The sequence below is a fragment of the Streptomyces sp. NPDC008139 genome, from assembly GCF_042957025.1.
Taxonomy (GTDB): Bacteria; Actinomycetota; Actinomycetes; order Streptomycetales; family Streptomycetaceae; genus Actinacidiphila.
This window is the reverse complement of record NZ_JBIBHM010000006.1, coordinates 351,620-364,596: the sequence shown is the minus strand read 5'-3', so window position 1 is coordinate 364,596 and position 12,977 is coordinate 351,620. Positions and strand designations below refer to the sequence as shown.

General features: G+C 71.0%; 9 protein-coding genes. 2 read left to right on the top strand and 7 right to left on the bottom strand.

Annotation, left to right across the window (positions count from 1 at the left end):
- Window positions 1–41: 41 nt before the first annotated feature.
- The 4 genes from ACFZBB_RS15175 to ACFZBB_RS15160 all read right to left on the bottom strand — a co-directional run bounded on the left by ACFZBB_RS15175 (window position 42) and on the right by ACFZBB_RS15160 (window position 4,427).
- Window positions 42–932, bottom strand: coding sequence for an ABC transporter permease subunit (locus tag ACFZBB_RS15175; protein WP_391121878.1), 891 nt, complete (start codon window positions 930–932; stop codon window positions 42–44).
- Window positions 929–1,879 (bottom strand): ABC transporter permease subunit, encoded by a 951-nt coding sequence (locus ACFZBB_RS15170; RefSeq protein WP_391121874.1) that lies wholly within the window; start codon window positions 1,877–1,879, stop codon window positions 929–931. The genes ACFZBB_RS15175 and ACFZBB_RS15170 overlap by 4 nt, the downstream gene beginning before the upstream one ends.
- A 6-nt stretch (window positions 1,880–1,885) precedes the next feature.
- Window positions 1,886–3,289: an extracellular solute-binding protein gene (locus ACFZBB_RS15165; protein ID WP_391121871.1), complete on the bottom strand. Its 1,404-nt coding sequence runs from the start codon at window positions 3,287–3,289 to the stop codon at window positions 1,886–1,888.
- Window positions 3,290–3,419: 130 nt separating this feature from the next.
- Window positions 3,420–4,427, bottom strand: a complete 1,008-nt coding sequence (locus tag ACFZBB_RS15160; protein WP_355339792.1) for a LacI family DNA-binding transcriptional regulator — start codon at window positions 4,425–4,427, stop codon at window positions 3,420–3,422.
- Between the two features lie 251 nt (window positions 4,428–4,678).
- Between ACFZBB_RS15160 and ACFZBB_RS15155 the strand changes: the two genes are divergently transcribed.
- Window positions 4,679–5,821, top strand: a complete 1,143-nt coding sequence (locus ACFZBB_RS15155) for an enolase C-terminal domain-like protein (RefSeq protein ID WP_391121866.1) — start codon at window positions 4,679–4,681, stop codon at window positions 5,819–5,821.
- Window positions 5,822–5,932: 111 nt separating this feature from the next.
- Here ACFZBB_RS15155 and ACFZBB_RS15150 read toward each other — a convergent pair whose 3' ends face one another.
- The 3 genes from ACFZBB_RS15150 to ACFZBB_RS15140 all read right to left on the bottom strand — a co-directional run bounded on the left by ACFZBB_RS15150 (window position 5,933) and on the right by ACFZBB_RS15140 (window position 10,910).
- Window positions 5,933–6,907, bottom strand: coding sequence for an aldo/keto reductase (locus tag ACFZBB_RS15150; protein ID WP_391121863.1), 975 nt, complete (start codon window positions 6,905–6,907; stop codon window positions 5,933–5,935).
- Between the two features lie 47 nt (window positions 6,908–6,954).
- Window positions 6,955–7,818 (bottom strand): aldo/keto reductase, encoded by an 864-nt coding sequence (locus ACFZBB_RS15145; RefSeq protein WP_391121860.1) that lies wholly within the window; start codon window positions 7,816–7,818, stop codon window positions 6,955–6,957.
- A gap of 128 nt (window positions 7,819–7,946) precedes the next feature.
- The gene (locus ACFZBB_RS15140) at window positions 7,947–10,910 is read right to left on the bottom strand and encodes a glycoside hydrolase family 3 C-terminal domain-containing protein (protein WP_391121857.1); all 2,964 of its coding nucleotides are present in this window, start codon (window positions 10,908–10,910) and stop codon (window positions 7,947–7,949) included.
- A 387-nt stretch (window positions 10,911–11,297) separates the two neighbouring features.
- On the opposite strand from ACFZBB_RS15140, the gene ACFZBB_RS15135 reads away from it, so the two are divergent.
- Window positions 11,298–12,977 (top strand): ABC transporter substrate-binding protein, encoded by a 1,680-nt coding sequence (locus ACFZBB_RS15135; RefSeq protein WP_391121854.1) that lies wholly within the window; start codon window positions 11,298–11,300, stop codon window positions 12,975–12,977.

Sequence of the window (12,977 nt, the reverse complement as noted above, 5' to 3'; positions counted from 1 at the left end):
GAAGAGAAGGTGCGTGGATGAAGCGGGGGGTGCGGGCGTACTCAGCCCTTGACGCCGGTGAAGCCGAGCCCGGCGACGATGTACTTCTGGCCGACGGCGAAGAACAGGATCGGCGGCGCGACGGCGAGCACCATGGCCGCGATGAGCTGGTCCTGCGGTGCCTGGGTGGCGAGTTGGGCGAGGGCGACGCTGATCGGCTGCTTCTCCGGATCGGTGAGCGCGACCAGCGGCCAGATGAAGTCCTTCCAACTGTGCATGACCGCCAGGAGGCTGATCACGGCGAGCACCGGCCTGCTCATCGGCAGCACGATCCTGGTGAGCAGTTGCCAGGTGTTCGCCCCGTCGACCCGTGCCGCGTCGAAGAGTTCCTTCGGCAGCGCGTCGAAGAACTGCTTGGCGAGCAGCACCGTGAAGCCGTTGGTCCCGGCGGGCAGCCAGATCGCCCAGTACGTGTCGCCGAGGTTGAGGTGCAGCAGCGGCAGGTCGATGACGGTCATGAAGAGGCTGACCATGTTCACCGTGTACGGCACGAACATCGTGGCCAGGATCGCGCCGTAGACGGCCTTGCCGAAGCGCGGCTTGAGGACCGACAGCGCGAAGCCCGCCGTGGCGGAGACGAAGAGCTGCACGAACCACGATCCGCCGACCACCAGGAAGGTGTTCATCAGATAGCGGCCGACGCTCAGGTCGGTGTACGCGGTGGCGAAGTTGCCCAGCCGCGGCCGGTCGGGCCACAACGCCAGCGGGTGGTTGGTGAGTTCGGTGGGCGCGGACACCGCGCCCTTGACCATCCAGTACAGCGGTCCGATGCCGATGAGCAGCAGCAGGACCAGCGTCAGCGCCTGGATGGAGCGGACGGCCGCCCGTACGCCGGGCCGCCGCCGGTCGTGGGCGGAGACGAAGGTGGTGAGGGATTCGCTCAGCAGGGTCATGACGTGCTCCAGCCGCGGGTGGCGCGCAGATACACCCCGGACAGCAGGCCCAGCGCGAGCACCATCAGGAAGGAGAGCGCGGCGGCCTGGCCGTACTCGCCGTCCTGGAAGGCGTAGCGGAAGATCAGCAGCAGTACGGTCAGCGTCGCGTTGTCAGGGCCGCCGCCGGTGAAGACGTACGGCTCGGTGAAGACCTGCACGGTGTTGATGAGCTGAACCAGCAGCAACAGGCCGATGACCGAGCGCAGTTGGGGCAGCATGATGTGCCAGATCCGGCGCCAGATGCCCGCGCCGTCCACCTCGGCGGCCTCGTACAGCTCGCCGGGGATGCCGACCATCGCGGCCAGGTAGATCAGCACGGCGCCGCCCATCCCGGCCCAGGTGGCCTCCAGGACCAGCGAGAGCATCGCGGTGTCGGAGGACTCCAGCCACGTGTACGGGCCGAGGCCGACCTTGCCGAGCGCGGTGTTGAACAGGCCGCTGCCCGGGTCGTAGAACCACTTCCACAGCAGGATCGCGACCACGGGCGGGATGACGACCGGCAGATAGACCAGGAAGCGGTACACCCCCGCGCCGCGCCGTACCGTCGACATCACCGCGGCCAGGATCAGCGGCGCGGGGAACCCGATCAGCAGACCGAGGCCGACGAAGAACAGGGTGTTGCCGACGGCGGTGCCGAGCAGCGGATCGTCGAAGACCGCGCGGAAGTTGTCGAAGCCGACCCAGACGGCGGGATCGACGAGATTGGTCCGCTGGAAGCTCAGCAGCAGGCTGCGGACGATCGGCCACCAGGCGAACAGCCCGAAGACCAGCACGGCCGGGAGCAGGAACAGCCAGGCCGTGATCTGCTTGCGCGCGGCGGTCCCGCCGCGGCGGCGGCCCGCGCTCCCCTTGGCGGGGACGACGGGTGCGGGCGCGGCGCGCCGGGAGTGGGTGAGCAGGCTCATGAACGGCTACTTCTGGGTGGACTGGTCGGTGGCGAGCTTGGCGTTGACGTCCTTCTCCGCCTTCGCGAGCAGCGCGTCGACGTCCGCGCCGCGGTCGGTGAGCACCGCCTGCACGACCGGGTCGAGCGCGGTGTACAGCGTCTGCGCCTCGTACGGCGGCTCGGGCTTGAGGTCGAGCGTGCCCAGCCCCTGGGTGTACGGCGCGAAGTTGTCGAGCTTGACGTTCACGTACGGCTTGATCGCCGCGTTGATCTCCGTCTGCCGCGCGGTGTCGAAGACCGGCAACGTCGGTACGCCGACTGCCGACTTGGGGTCGGCCGCCAGCGCCTTGGCCTGGCCCGCGGCGGCTTCGGTGCTGTACTGCGGCTCGGCGTAGGCGAAGGTCAGCCACTTCACGGCGGCCGCCGCGTGCTTGGTGTCGGCGGACTTCGGCACCATGTAGATGTCGCCGCCGGTCAGGGTCGCGTTGCCGCCGGACTGCGGCATCGAGGCGACACCGAAGTCGTCGGTGTTCTCCATGCCGAACTGCGTCTTGGCCAGCCGGTAGGTGCCGGGGCTGCCCATGAACATCCCGACCTGTCCGGCCGCGAACTGCTTGATGACGTCGTTCTGGTTGTTCAGCAGATTCCGGCCGAGCGAATTGTCGCTCCAGCGCATGTCCTTGAGCAGGCCGAGCGCCTTCTTCGTGGCCTCGCCGGTGAGGGTCGCGGTGTACGTGTCGCCTTGCCGCTGTTCGAGGTCGCCGCCGAACGCGTAGGAGAGCATGGTGAGTTGCCAGCCGCCCTGGTTGTCCTTGGACTCCTGGACGAAGCCCGCCCTGCCGGTCTTCGCGGTGATCGCCTTGGCGTCGGCACGGACCTCGTCCCAGGTCGTCGGCGGCTTGTCGGGGTCGAGCCCGGCGGCCTTGAACAGCGCGCGGTTGTAGACCAGGCCCTGGGCGTAAGGATTCTGCGGGACGCCGTAGACCTGGCCCGCGCTGTCGCTCAGCGGCTTGAGGACCTGCGGGTTGAACTCCTTGAAGTGGTCCCAGGACTGGAGCTGGCCGCTGATCGACTGCACCTGCTTCTGCTGGATCAGCCGCTGCGGCTCGGTGAGCGGGACCTTGATGACGTCCTCGACGTTGCCGCCGGCGAGCTTGGCGGAGAAGGTCAGCGGGTCGAAGACGGTGGTGGAGCCCTTGACCTTGATGCCGGGGTTGGCCTTCTCGAAGTCGGCGACCTGCTGCTTGAAGAGGGTCAGCGCGGCCTTGTCGGTGGCGGGCGGCATGCCCTGGACGCGGAGGGTGAGGTCGCCGCCGCCGTCGCCGCCGCCCGACTTGCTCGGGGTGACGGCGGAACAGGCCGTGAGGGCCACGGACACGGCTATGGCGGTGCAGCCGAGCAGGGCCGCGTTACGGGATTGTCTGGACATTTCGTCTCCACGGAGGGCAGGGTGAGGTCGGTGCGGGGTGCCTTGCTGTGAATGGGGGGACGCGGTTCCCGGGGCGGGCCGCGCCGATGTGAGCCGTGGCGGCCGGTGGGCCGCGGGTACGGCGGGTGACTCAGCGGCCCGGCGCGGGCCCGGTGGAGGCGCGGGGGACCAGCCGGGAGCCGATCTCCACGAAGGGGGTGGCCCGCGGATCGGCGGGCGCGTCGGCACGCGCCGCGCCGTGGCCCGCGATCGTCTCCAGGAGCAGGTCGGCCGCCCGGGTGGCGACCTCCTCCGGGTCGATCCTGATGGTGGTGAGGCTGGGGGTGGATACGGACGCGAGCAGGGTGTCGTCGATGCCGATGACGCTGACGTCGCCGGGCACGCTCACGCCGAGGCTCGCCATCTGGTGCAGGACGCCGAGGGCGACCAGGTCGTTGTGGGCGAGCACGGCCGTCGCACCGTGCGCGGCGACCAGCGTGGCGGCCAGCACACCGGTCTCGAACCGCGGCTCGTAGGGCCCGAGTTCGACGAAGGAGACGTCCTGCGCCTCGAAGGACTCGTGGATGGACTTGCCGCGGCTCAGCTCGTCCCGTGAGGCGTTGATGAACACGCACCGGCGGTGGCCGTACGCGCGCAGGTGCTCCACCGCCTGCGCGATCCCGGCCGACAGCGAGATCCGTACCTCGGGGATGCCGGGCACATGGCGGTTGACGACCACCAGCGGCATCTGGTCCGCCAGTTCGCCCAGCCGGTCCTCGGTGAGCGTGGACGCCCACAGCACCAGGCCGTCGACCCGCTTGGAGACCGCCGCGATCGTCTCCAGTTCGTCGGCCTCGCGCTCATCGCTGTCGGCGACCAGCACGGTGTAGCCGAGCCGCCGGGCGCGGGCCTGCATCGCCTTGACGATCGGCGGGAAGAACGGGTTGGCGATGTCGGGGATGATCAGCCCGAGCGTGCCCGTGCCGCCGCCGCGCAGGCTGCGCGCCGCCGGGTTCGGCGCGTAACCCAGCTTGGCCGCGGCCTCCAGGATGCGCTGCCGGGTCTTCGGCTGCACCTGGTCGGGCGCCGTGAAGGCGCGGGAGACCGTCGACACCGATACGCCCGCGGCGCTCGCCACCTCCCGGATCGTGATTGCCACGGACCGCCTCCTCGCGTCGCTGCTGCCGGATGCCGTGGATCCTTGCGAACGTTCCCGGAGGTGTCAAGAGTGTTACCGCAATGAAAATCTCCAGTGCAGCAGGGTCTTGCGGATCAGGGCGGTCCTTGCGGATGATGCGTTCTCAGCAAGCATGATGAAGTTGCGGGAACGTTTTCATAGCGGCTCACCGGCCGCGGACGGCGCCGCGCACAGAGCCTCACTCGCGGGGGCCTCACTCACGGAGGAGCGGGATGAAGATCACCGGCCTGGAAGTGCTGACCCTCCCCGACCACGGCGACAGCATGATGCTGGTGGTGGTCGACACCGACGAGGGCATCCACGGCCTGGGCGAGGTCGGCATCAGATCCCGGCAGCGGGCGGTCGCGGGCGGCCTCGAACACCTCGCGGAGCTGATCGTCGGCGAGGACCCTCGGCGCATAGAGCACCTGTGGCAGGTGATGTTCCGCCGCGGTTTCTTCCCCGCCGACCGCATCATCGGCGCCGCCATCGCCGCCGTGGACGTCGCCCTGTGGGACATCCGCGGCAAGGCGCTCGGCGTGCCGGTGCACGACCTGCTCGGCGGACGCGTACGGGACTGGGTCCCGGCGTACGTGCACGTCGGCGACGACTACCACGACCGCGAGCGGTTCCTGGACCGCTGCCGGGAGTTGGTCGCCGAGGGCTGGCGGCACGTGCGCTTCTCCGCGCCGCACGACGTGGACGACATCCTCGACGCCCGGCGCTGCCTGCGCGATTCGGTGAGCCTGTTCCACGCGGTGCGGGACGCGCTCGGCGACGAGATCGAGCTGATCCTGGACGTGCACACCCGGCTCGACCCGCCCGAGGCGGTCACCCTGTGCCGCGAGATCGAGGCGGCCCGCCCGTACTTCGTCGAGGACCCGTTGCGCAGCGAGAACCCCGAGAGCTACCGGATGCTGCGCGCGCGGACCGGCGTACCGCTGGCGGCGGGCGAACAGTACGGCTCCAAATGGGAGTTCAGGACCCTGATCGAGGAGGAGCTGATCGACTACGCCCGCGTCGACATCGGGGTGGCGGCCGGGCTGACCGAGGCGAAGAAGATCGCCGCGATGGCGGAGACCCACCACATCAAGCTCGCGACCCACAATCCGCTGGGCCCGGTCACCGCCGCGTCCTCGCTCCAACTCAACCTGGCCTGCCCGAATGTGGCGATCCAGGAGCACCAGACGGACCCCGAGCCCGCCATCGCCGCGCTCTTCCCCACCCGCCCGGCCATCTCCCCCGGCCGCGTCACCCCGACCGACGCCCCGGGCCTCGGCGTCACCCTCGACCGCGACGCCGCCCGCGCCTACCGCGCCACGACGACCGAGCGGCCCCATCTGCGCACGCGGGACGGCGCCTTCACCAACTGGTAGACGGATCAGGCCACTTCGGGCGCGGCCCCGGCGGGCGCTATGCGACCGGGGACGGGACGACCGGGACGGCCGCGTTGGGGTCGTGGCCCGCGAAGGCCGGGCGACAGCCCGCTACGACGCGTAGAAATTCCGCTGCCAGCGGTGCTTGGCGAGGATCGCGAGCTGCTCGTCGGTCAGCGACGTCCCGTCGCTGACCGCGGTGTTGCGCTCGACATTGCGCACCGACCGCATGCCGGGGATGACGGTGGAGACGGCCGGCGCGCTGAGGACGTAGCGCAGGGCGGTCTCGGCGATGGCGTCGGGGGCGATGCCCAGGTCGTCCACGATGGCCCGGACGCGCTGCTCGACCTGGGCCGGGCGGTCGCCGCGGAAGTAGCGGTTGCGGAAGTCACCCTCGGGGAAGGTCGTACCGGCCGTGACCGCGCCGGTCAGACCGCCCTCGTCGAGCGCGACGCGGACGATCACACCGACGCCGTGCTCCTGGCAGGCGGGCAGCAGCGACTCGGCGGGCGTCTGCTCGAAGATGTTGTAGATGACCTGGACGGTGTCCACGACACCGCTGCGGACCAGCGCCAGCGAATTGTCCGTCTCATGGTCGTTGATCGAGACGCCGAACAGCCGGATCTTGCCCTGCTGCTTGAGGTCGGCGACGGTCTCCAGCCAGTCGCCGCTGCCGACCCACTCGTCCCGCCAGACGTGGAACTGGAGCACGTCGAAGTGGTCGAGGCCGCTGGCGCGCAGGCTGGTCTCCAGGCTGGCGCGGATGTGCTCGCCGGAGAAAGCCTCCTCGGCGGTCACCCCGGCGGGCGCGGGCCATCTGCCGTTGCCCGGCGGGACCTTGGTGGCGACCAGGATCTCGTCACCGGCCGCCGCCCGCTCGCGGACGACCCGGCCGACGATGCGCTCGCTCTCGCCGTAGCCGCGGGCGGTGTCGATGAGGTTCACGCCGAGGTCGACGGCCCGGTGCAGGGCGCGCACCGACTCGTCCTCGGTCGCGCCCACCCACGCCCCCTCGCCGATGCCCCAGGCGCCGTAGCCGATCTCCGACACGGACAGGCCGCTGCGGCCCAGTTCGCGGTAACGCACAGACTTCCTCTTCTCGGGTTGCGGAATGCGAAGGCGCGGGCGGACCGTCAGCCGGCGGCGCTGAGCCGGGTGATCTCGTCGGCGTCCAGGGTGAGTTCGGCGGCGGCGACCGAGTCGCGGATGGTCTCGGGGCGGCTGGAGCCGGGGATCGGGACGACGACCGGGGACAGCGCGAGCAGCCAGGCCAGGCAGACCTGCTGCGGGCTGACGCCGTGCGCGGCGGCGACCTTGGCGAACTCCCCGTAGGAGGAGCCGAGTTCACCGGCGTGGGCGATACCGCCGAGCGGGCTCCACGGCAGGAAGGCGATGCCCAGCTCGTCGCAGAGCGTCAACTCCGGCTCGCTGGAGCGATACGCGGGCGAGAACTGGTTCTGCACCGACACCAGGCGTCCGCCCAGGATCTCCTGGGACAGCCGGATACGGTCCGGGCTCGCGTTGGAGATGCCCGCCATCCGGATCTTGCCCGCGTCCAGCAGCTCGGCGAGTGCGCCGACCGACTCCTCGTACGGCACGGCGGGGTCGGGCCGGTGGAACTGGTAGAGGCCGATCGCCTCGACCCCGAGCCGCCGCAGCGACGCCTCGCAGGCCGCCTTGATGTGCTCGGGCCTGCCGTCCAGCGTCCACGAACCGTCGCCCGGCCGCAGGTGGCCGCCCTTGGTCGCGACCAGCACGCCGTCGCTGTCGCCGCCGTACGAGGCCAGCGCCTTCGCGATCAGCGACTCGTTGTGCCCGACCTCGTCGGCGTGCCAGTGGTACGCGTCCGCGGTGTCGATCAGGGTCACCCCGGCGTCGAGCGCCGCGTGGATCGTCGCGACGGAACGTGCCTCCTCCGGGCGCCCCTCGATCGACATGGGCATCCCGCCCAGTCCGATCGCGCTGACCTCGACGGCACCGATACGACGGCTCTGCATGGTTTCGCGCCTCTCTCATTCCACCTACGACGACAACGGACCTCCAGCTTCACCCGTGGGGCGGGCAGTCGTCCAATAGAAGAAAGCGAACGAATTAAGAAGGGCGGCCGTTCAATGAGTGCCGTGGCTCATTCCGCGAAGGTGAACCCGGCCAGCAGCGCGTCTCCGGTCAGTGTCCAGGTCAGCGTGTGCGGGCCGGGGCCCGGCGGGGCGGACAGCGGCGCGGTCAGCTCCGTCCAGGTGTGCCGGTCGGCGGTCGGCGGCGGGGTGAAGGCGGCCAGCGGCGCGCCGTCGCAGCGCAGCTCGATCCGGGACGGTACGGCGCAGGACCCGCCCTCGGCCGCCGGACGGCTGACCTCGACCGCGACCGTACGCGCCCCGGTCAGGTCGACGGCCCGGAAGACGGCGGTGGCGGGTTCCGGCGGCGCGCTCGGGCCGACCGCGTCACCGGAGACGGGGCCTGCGTCCAGCAGCCGCAGCCCCGTACAGGCGTCGAAGTCCACGGCCGCCACGCGCACTCCAACCGCCTGACGGGGAACGGGAGTCGGGCCGGTGACCTCCAGCCGGGCGGTCGCGGCGACGTCCTGGACCCCGCGCGCCACGAGGACGTCGTACGCGCCCGGGTCCACGGTGAAGGCGCCGGTCGCGACATCCCAGTGCGCGAGCGCGTCGGCGGGCACCTCGACGCTCACCTCGCGCCGCTCGCCCGGCGCGAGCCGCACCTTGCGGAAGGCGGCGAGCCGCAGCAGCGGCGCGTCGTAACGGGCCGCCACCGCACGGGTGTAGAGCTGCACGGTCTCGGTGCCCGCGCGCTCCCCGGTGTTGACGACGGTCACCGTCGCCGTCACCGGCTCGCCCGGCGCGATCCGCGCCGCCGACAGCCGCAGGTCCTCGTAGCCGAACGTGGTGTACGACAGGCCGTGCCCGAACCCGTAGAGCGCGGGCGCCCGGTGGTACTGGTACGTCCAGCCCGCCGTGATGATGTCGTAGTCCAGCGGCGGCGGGAGCGGGTCGTCGCCGCGGTACCAGGTCTGCGGCAGCCGCCCGGTCGGCTCGCTCGCGCCGAGCAGCACCGACGCCAGCGCCCGGCCGCTCTCCTGCCCGCCGTGCGCGGTCCACAGCACCGCGGGCACCCGCGCCTGCGCCCAGTCGAGCGCGTAGGGATAACTGCTGGTCACAGCCAGTACGGTGCGCGGCTGCGCGGCGGCGACCGCCCGCAGCAGCGCGTCCTGCGCGGGCGGCAGGGCGGTGTCGGCGCGGTCCTGCGTCTCACGGCCGTTGATCAGCGGGTCGTTACCGAGGACGACGACGGCGGTGTCGGCCGCCGCGGCGGCGGCCCGCGCCTGCGCGATCCCGTCGCGTACGACCGTACGGCGCCAACGCTCGGCCGCCGCGGGCGTGTCGGCGCTCACCGTCACGCGCCCGGTCGCCCCGTCCACCGCCGCGTACCGGCCGCTGTGCACATGCCGCAGCAGCTCCGTACCGTCCGCCCGCTCCTCAAAGCGGAAGGTCTCCTGGACGTCCCAGCCGTTGGGCAGCGTCTGATCCGCCGTCAGCACTCCTTGTCCGGAAGCGTTTTCGTCACCGCCGCTGAGAACACCTCCGTCGCGCGCGGTCAGATAGCGGCCGGTGCGGGCGCTGCGCAGGGTCAGCACACCGCCGCCCCAGTCGAAGACGTCGAAGCAGAGGTCGTCGGCCGGACCTTCGGCCGTCGGGGCCGCGAGCAGCAGCGGTCCCGCCGGGTCGGCGGCGGGCACCGACAGCGCGCCGTCCGACGAGGTGGCGTGCAGGGCGATCCGGTCGACGCCTTCGACCACGGCGGTCACCTCGTCGCCGCGCGCGGCCAGCGCGGCCGTCAGCCCGTCGGCGGCCGTGATCCGGTACGGCATCGTGCCGCTGTACCAGTCCTCGAAGAGGGTGTCCGCGAGCGGCCCGATCACCGCGACCTTGTGCGATGCCCCGGCGACCGGCTCCAGCGGCAGCGTCCCGTCGTTCTTCAGCAGCACCACCGCCTCCGTGGCCGCGCGCAGGGCGAGTTCGCGGTGCGCGGGCGAGTCGACGGCGTCCCAGCCGATGGCCGCGTACGGATCGTGCTCCGGGTCGAATTCGCCGAGCCGGAAGCGGATCGCGAGCTGCCGCCGTACCGCGCGCGTCACGTCCTCCTCGTCGATCAGCCCGCGCCGCAGCGCGTCCTGGAGGCGGCCGACGGTGACGGCGGAGTCCTCGCCGTGGTCGGTGAAGCTGTCGACCCCGGCGCGCAGCGCCGCCGCGTGCGACTCGGCGTGGTCGGTGAAGTAGTGCTCGGGGTCGACCAGATTGCTCGGCGCCTCGGCGTCGCTGACCACGAACAGCTCGTGCCCGGTGGGCGCGGCCCAGCGCCGAAGCTCCGACTCGATCAGCGGACTGACGTGGCAGGGACGGCCGTTGACCAGGTTGTACGCGAGCATCGCGCCGGTCGCGGCGCCCGAGGCGACGGCCGGGCGGAAGGCGGCGAGGTCGTACTCGTGCAGCACGCGCGGGCGCAGCCCCGAGGAGGTGACGCAGCGGTCGTCCTCGTTGTTGTAGGCGAGGAAGTGCTTGAGGATCGGCGCCGTGCGCAGGTGCTCGGGATCGTCGCCCGCCATGCCCCGGCAGTAGGCGTCGCCCAGACGCGCGGTGAGCAGCGGGTCCTCCGCGTAGCCCTCCTCGTTCCGCCCCCAGCGCGGGTCGCGGAGCAGATTCACCACCGGCGCCCACGCCTGGAGGCTGATCGGCCCGGCGCCGATGGGCGCGGCCCTGTGGTGGTGGAAGGCGCGCTGCTCGACGGAGACGGCCGTCGCGACCGCGTGCGTCAGCTCCTCGTCCCAGGTGGCGCCCAGGCCCACGGCCTGCGGAAAGGTGGTGGCGGTGCCGAGCCACGCGACGCCGTGCAGCGCCTCGGTGCCGGTGCGGAAGGCGGCGATGCCCAGCCGGGGCACGGCCGGGGCGTACTGGTGCAGCAGCGCCACGCGTTCGTCGAGGGTGAGCCTGCCGAGCAGGTCCTCGACCCGTTCGCGCAGCGGCAGTTCCGCGTCGCGGAAGGGCGGCCGGTCGTGCACGGGCGTCGTACTCACTGAGGCAAACCCCTTGGGCCGGTGACGTGGTGAAGCGCTTCGCCGAAGCTGACACGCCGCCGACGAGGGTGTCAACGGGTCGCGCACAACCTCCGCCCGGCGCACCGCTGTCGAATTCATCGAACGCCCTGACCAGGGCGGCGATGATGCCCGCAGGACCGTACGGGGCCGGAATCCGCCCACCGGACAGTCGCGTCAGAACTCTTGTCGGAACCGAAACACGTGGTTACTGTCGCCGACACATCGAAGCGCTTCGACAATCCTCTTCGACACTCTCCTCGGCGCCTCGCCCCCTCCACGCGGCACCGGCACGGCAAAACGGCACACACGGCACGCACCCTCGGCGTCCCCCCGGATCGGACCACCCCACACGGCGAAGGACCCACCATGACCAGCCAGTTGAACCGCAGAACCTTTGTGAGCGCGGCGGCGGCGACAGCCGGAGCCGCGGCCCTGTCCCCGCTGCTGACCGCCTGCGGAAGCGGGTCGAGCAGCAAGGGTGGCACCAGCAGCAAGAGCGGGCTGAAGGCGGCGCTGCCGCAGTTCACCGCGAGCCGCTCGGTCACGGCGGACATCCCGGCGGTGCCGGGCGCCGCGGGCACCGCCACCGACCCCGGCTTCCTGACCTACCCGGCGAGCCCGGTGAAGACGGTCGACGGCGTGCCGGGCAAGGGCGGCAGCTACACCGCCGTCACCCCGCTGTGGGGCACCATCCCCGAGCCGGGCAACTCCTTCTACCAGGCCATGAGCAAGGCCCTCGGCGTGACGCTGACGATGAAGCCCGCCGACGGCAACCACTACGACACCGCCATCCCCACCATGACCGCGGCCAAGAAGCTGCCGGACTGGATCCAGCTCCCCACCTGGTGGAACGCCAACTTCAACGTCGGCAAGCTGGCCGGCACCCAACTGGCCGACCTCACGCCGTACCTGGCGGGCGACGCGGTCAAGGACTACCCGAACCTCGCCGCGATCCCGACCGGCGCCTGGCAGGCCGGGGTGTGGGAGGACAAGCTCTACGGCATCCCGTCCTTCTCCAGCGGCTTCGTCGTCGCGGGCACCACCTACCACCGGGCCGACATCCTCCAGGCCAAGGGCATCAACCCGGACGAGATCTCCTCGGCCGCCGATCTCCTCGCGCTCGGCAAGGAGTTGACGAACGCCAAGGGCGGCGTGTGGGCCTTCGACGACCTGTGGACGTATCTCTCCCCGTTCTGGGGCGTGCCCAACAAGTGGACGGTCAAGGACGGCAAGCTGGTCCACAAGTACGAGGGCCAGGAGCTGCTGGAGGCGCTGGACTGGCACTACAAGCTCGCCAAGTCCGGTTACATGCACCCGGACGCGCTCGCGGGCAACACCAACGACGGCAAGAACCGCTTCTACGCGGGCAAGGTCGTCGTCACCGGTGACGGCACCGGCGCGTGGAACCTCGCCGACGCGCAGGCGGGCACGGCCGCCGATCCGAAGTACCGGCGCGGCGCGTTCAAGGTCTTCGCCGCCGACGGGACGTCGAAGCCCGGAATCTTCCTCGGCAACTCCACCAGCCTGATGAGCTATCTGAACATCAAGCTGTCGAAGGACCGGATCAAGGAGCTGCTGGCGGTCGCCAACTACCTGGCCGCGCCCTTCGGTTCCGCCGAGTACACGATGGTCAACTACGGCGCCGAGGGCGTCCACTACACGATGGACAACGGCACGCCGACCTTCACCGACGAGGGCAAGAAGGACGTCCAGCAGCAGACGTACCCGTTCCTGGCCACCTGCTCCGCGGTGATCAGCAACCCGGGCGCCCCGCAGGTGACCAAGGACTACGCGGCCTGGCAGGCGGCAGCGGCGGCGACCGCGTACAAGCCGGTGTTCTGGAACATGAACATCACCGTGCCGCAGCGCTTCGCGACCGCCGACGCGGGCCAGGCCGTCGAGGACACCATCAAGGACTGCTACCACGGCAAGAAGAAGGTCTCCGACGTGCAGGCCGCGATCTCCTCGTGGAAGAGCAGCGGCGGCACGCAGTTGACGACGTGGATGCAGACGAACGTGCTCGACAAGTACGGCTCGGGGCAGTAG

What these genes read in the sequence shown, in the direction of transcription:
- ACFZBB_RS15175 (WP_391121878.1), bottom strand. Translation starts at nt 932, where the DNA reads ATGACCCTGCTGAGCGAATCCCTCACCACCTTCGTCTCCGCCCACGAC.
- ACFZBB_RS15170 (WP_391121874.1), bottom strand. Translation starts at nt 1,879, where the DNA reads ATGAGCCTGCTCACCCACTCCCGGCGCGCCGCGCCCGCACCCGTCGTC.
- ACFZBB_RS15165 (WP_391121871.1), bottom strand. Translation starts at nt 3,289, where the DNA reads ATGTCCAGACAATCCCGTAACGCGGCCCTGCTCGGCTGCACCGCCATA.
- ACFZBB_RS15155 (WP_391121866.1), top strand. Translation starts at nt 4,679, where the DNA reads ATGAAGATCACCGGCCTGGAAGTGCTGACCCTCCCCGACCACGGCGAC.
- ACFZBB_RS15145 (WP_391121860.1), bottom strand. Translation starts at nt 7,818, where the DNA reads ATGCAGAGCCGTCGTATCGGTGCCGTCGAGGTCAGCGCGATCGGACTG.
- ACFZBB_RS15135 (WP_391121854.1), top strand. Translation starts at nt 11,298, where the DNA reads ATGACCAGCCAGTTGAACCGCAGAACCTTTGTGAGCGCGGCGGCGGCG.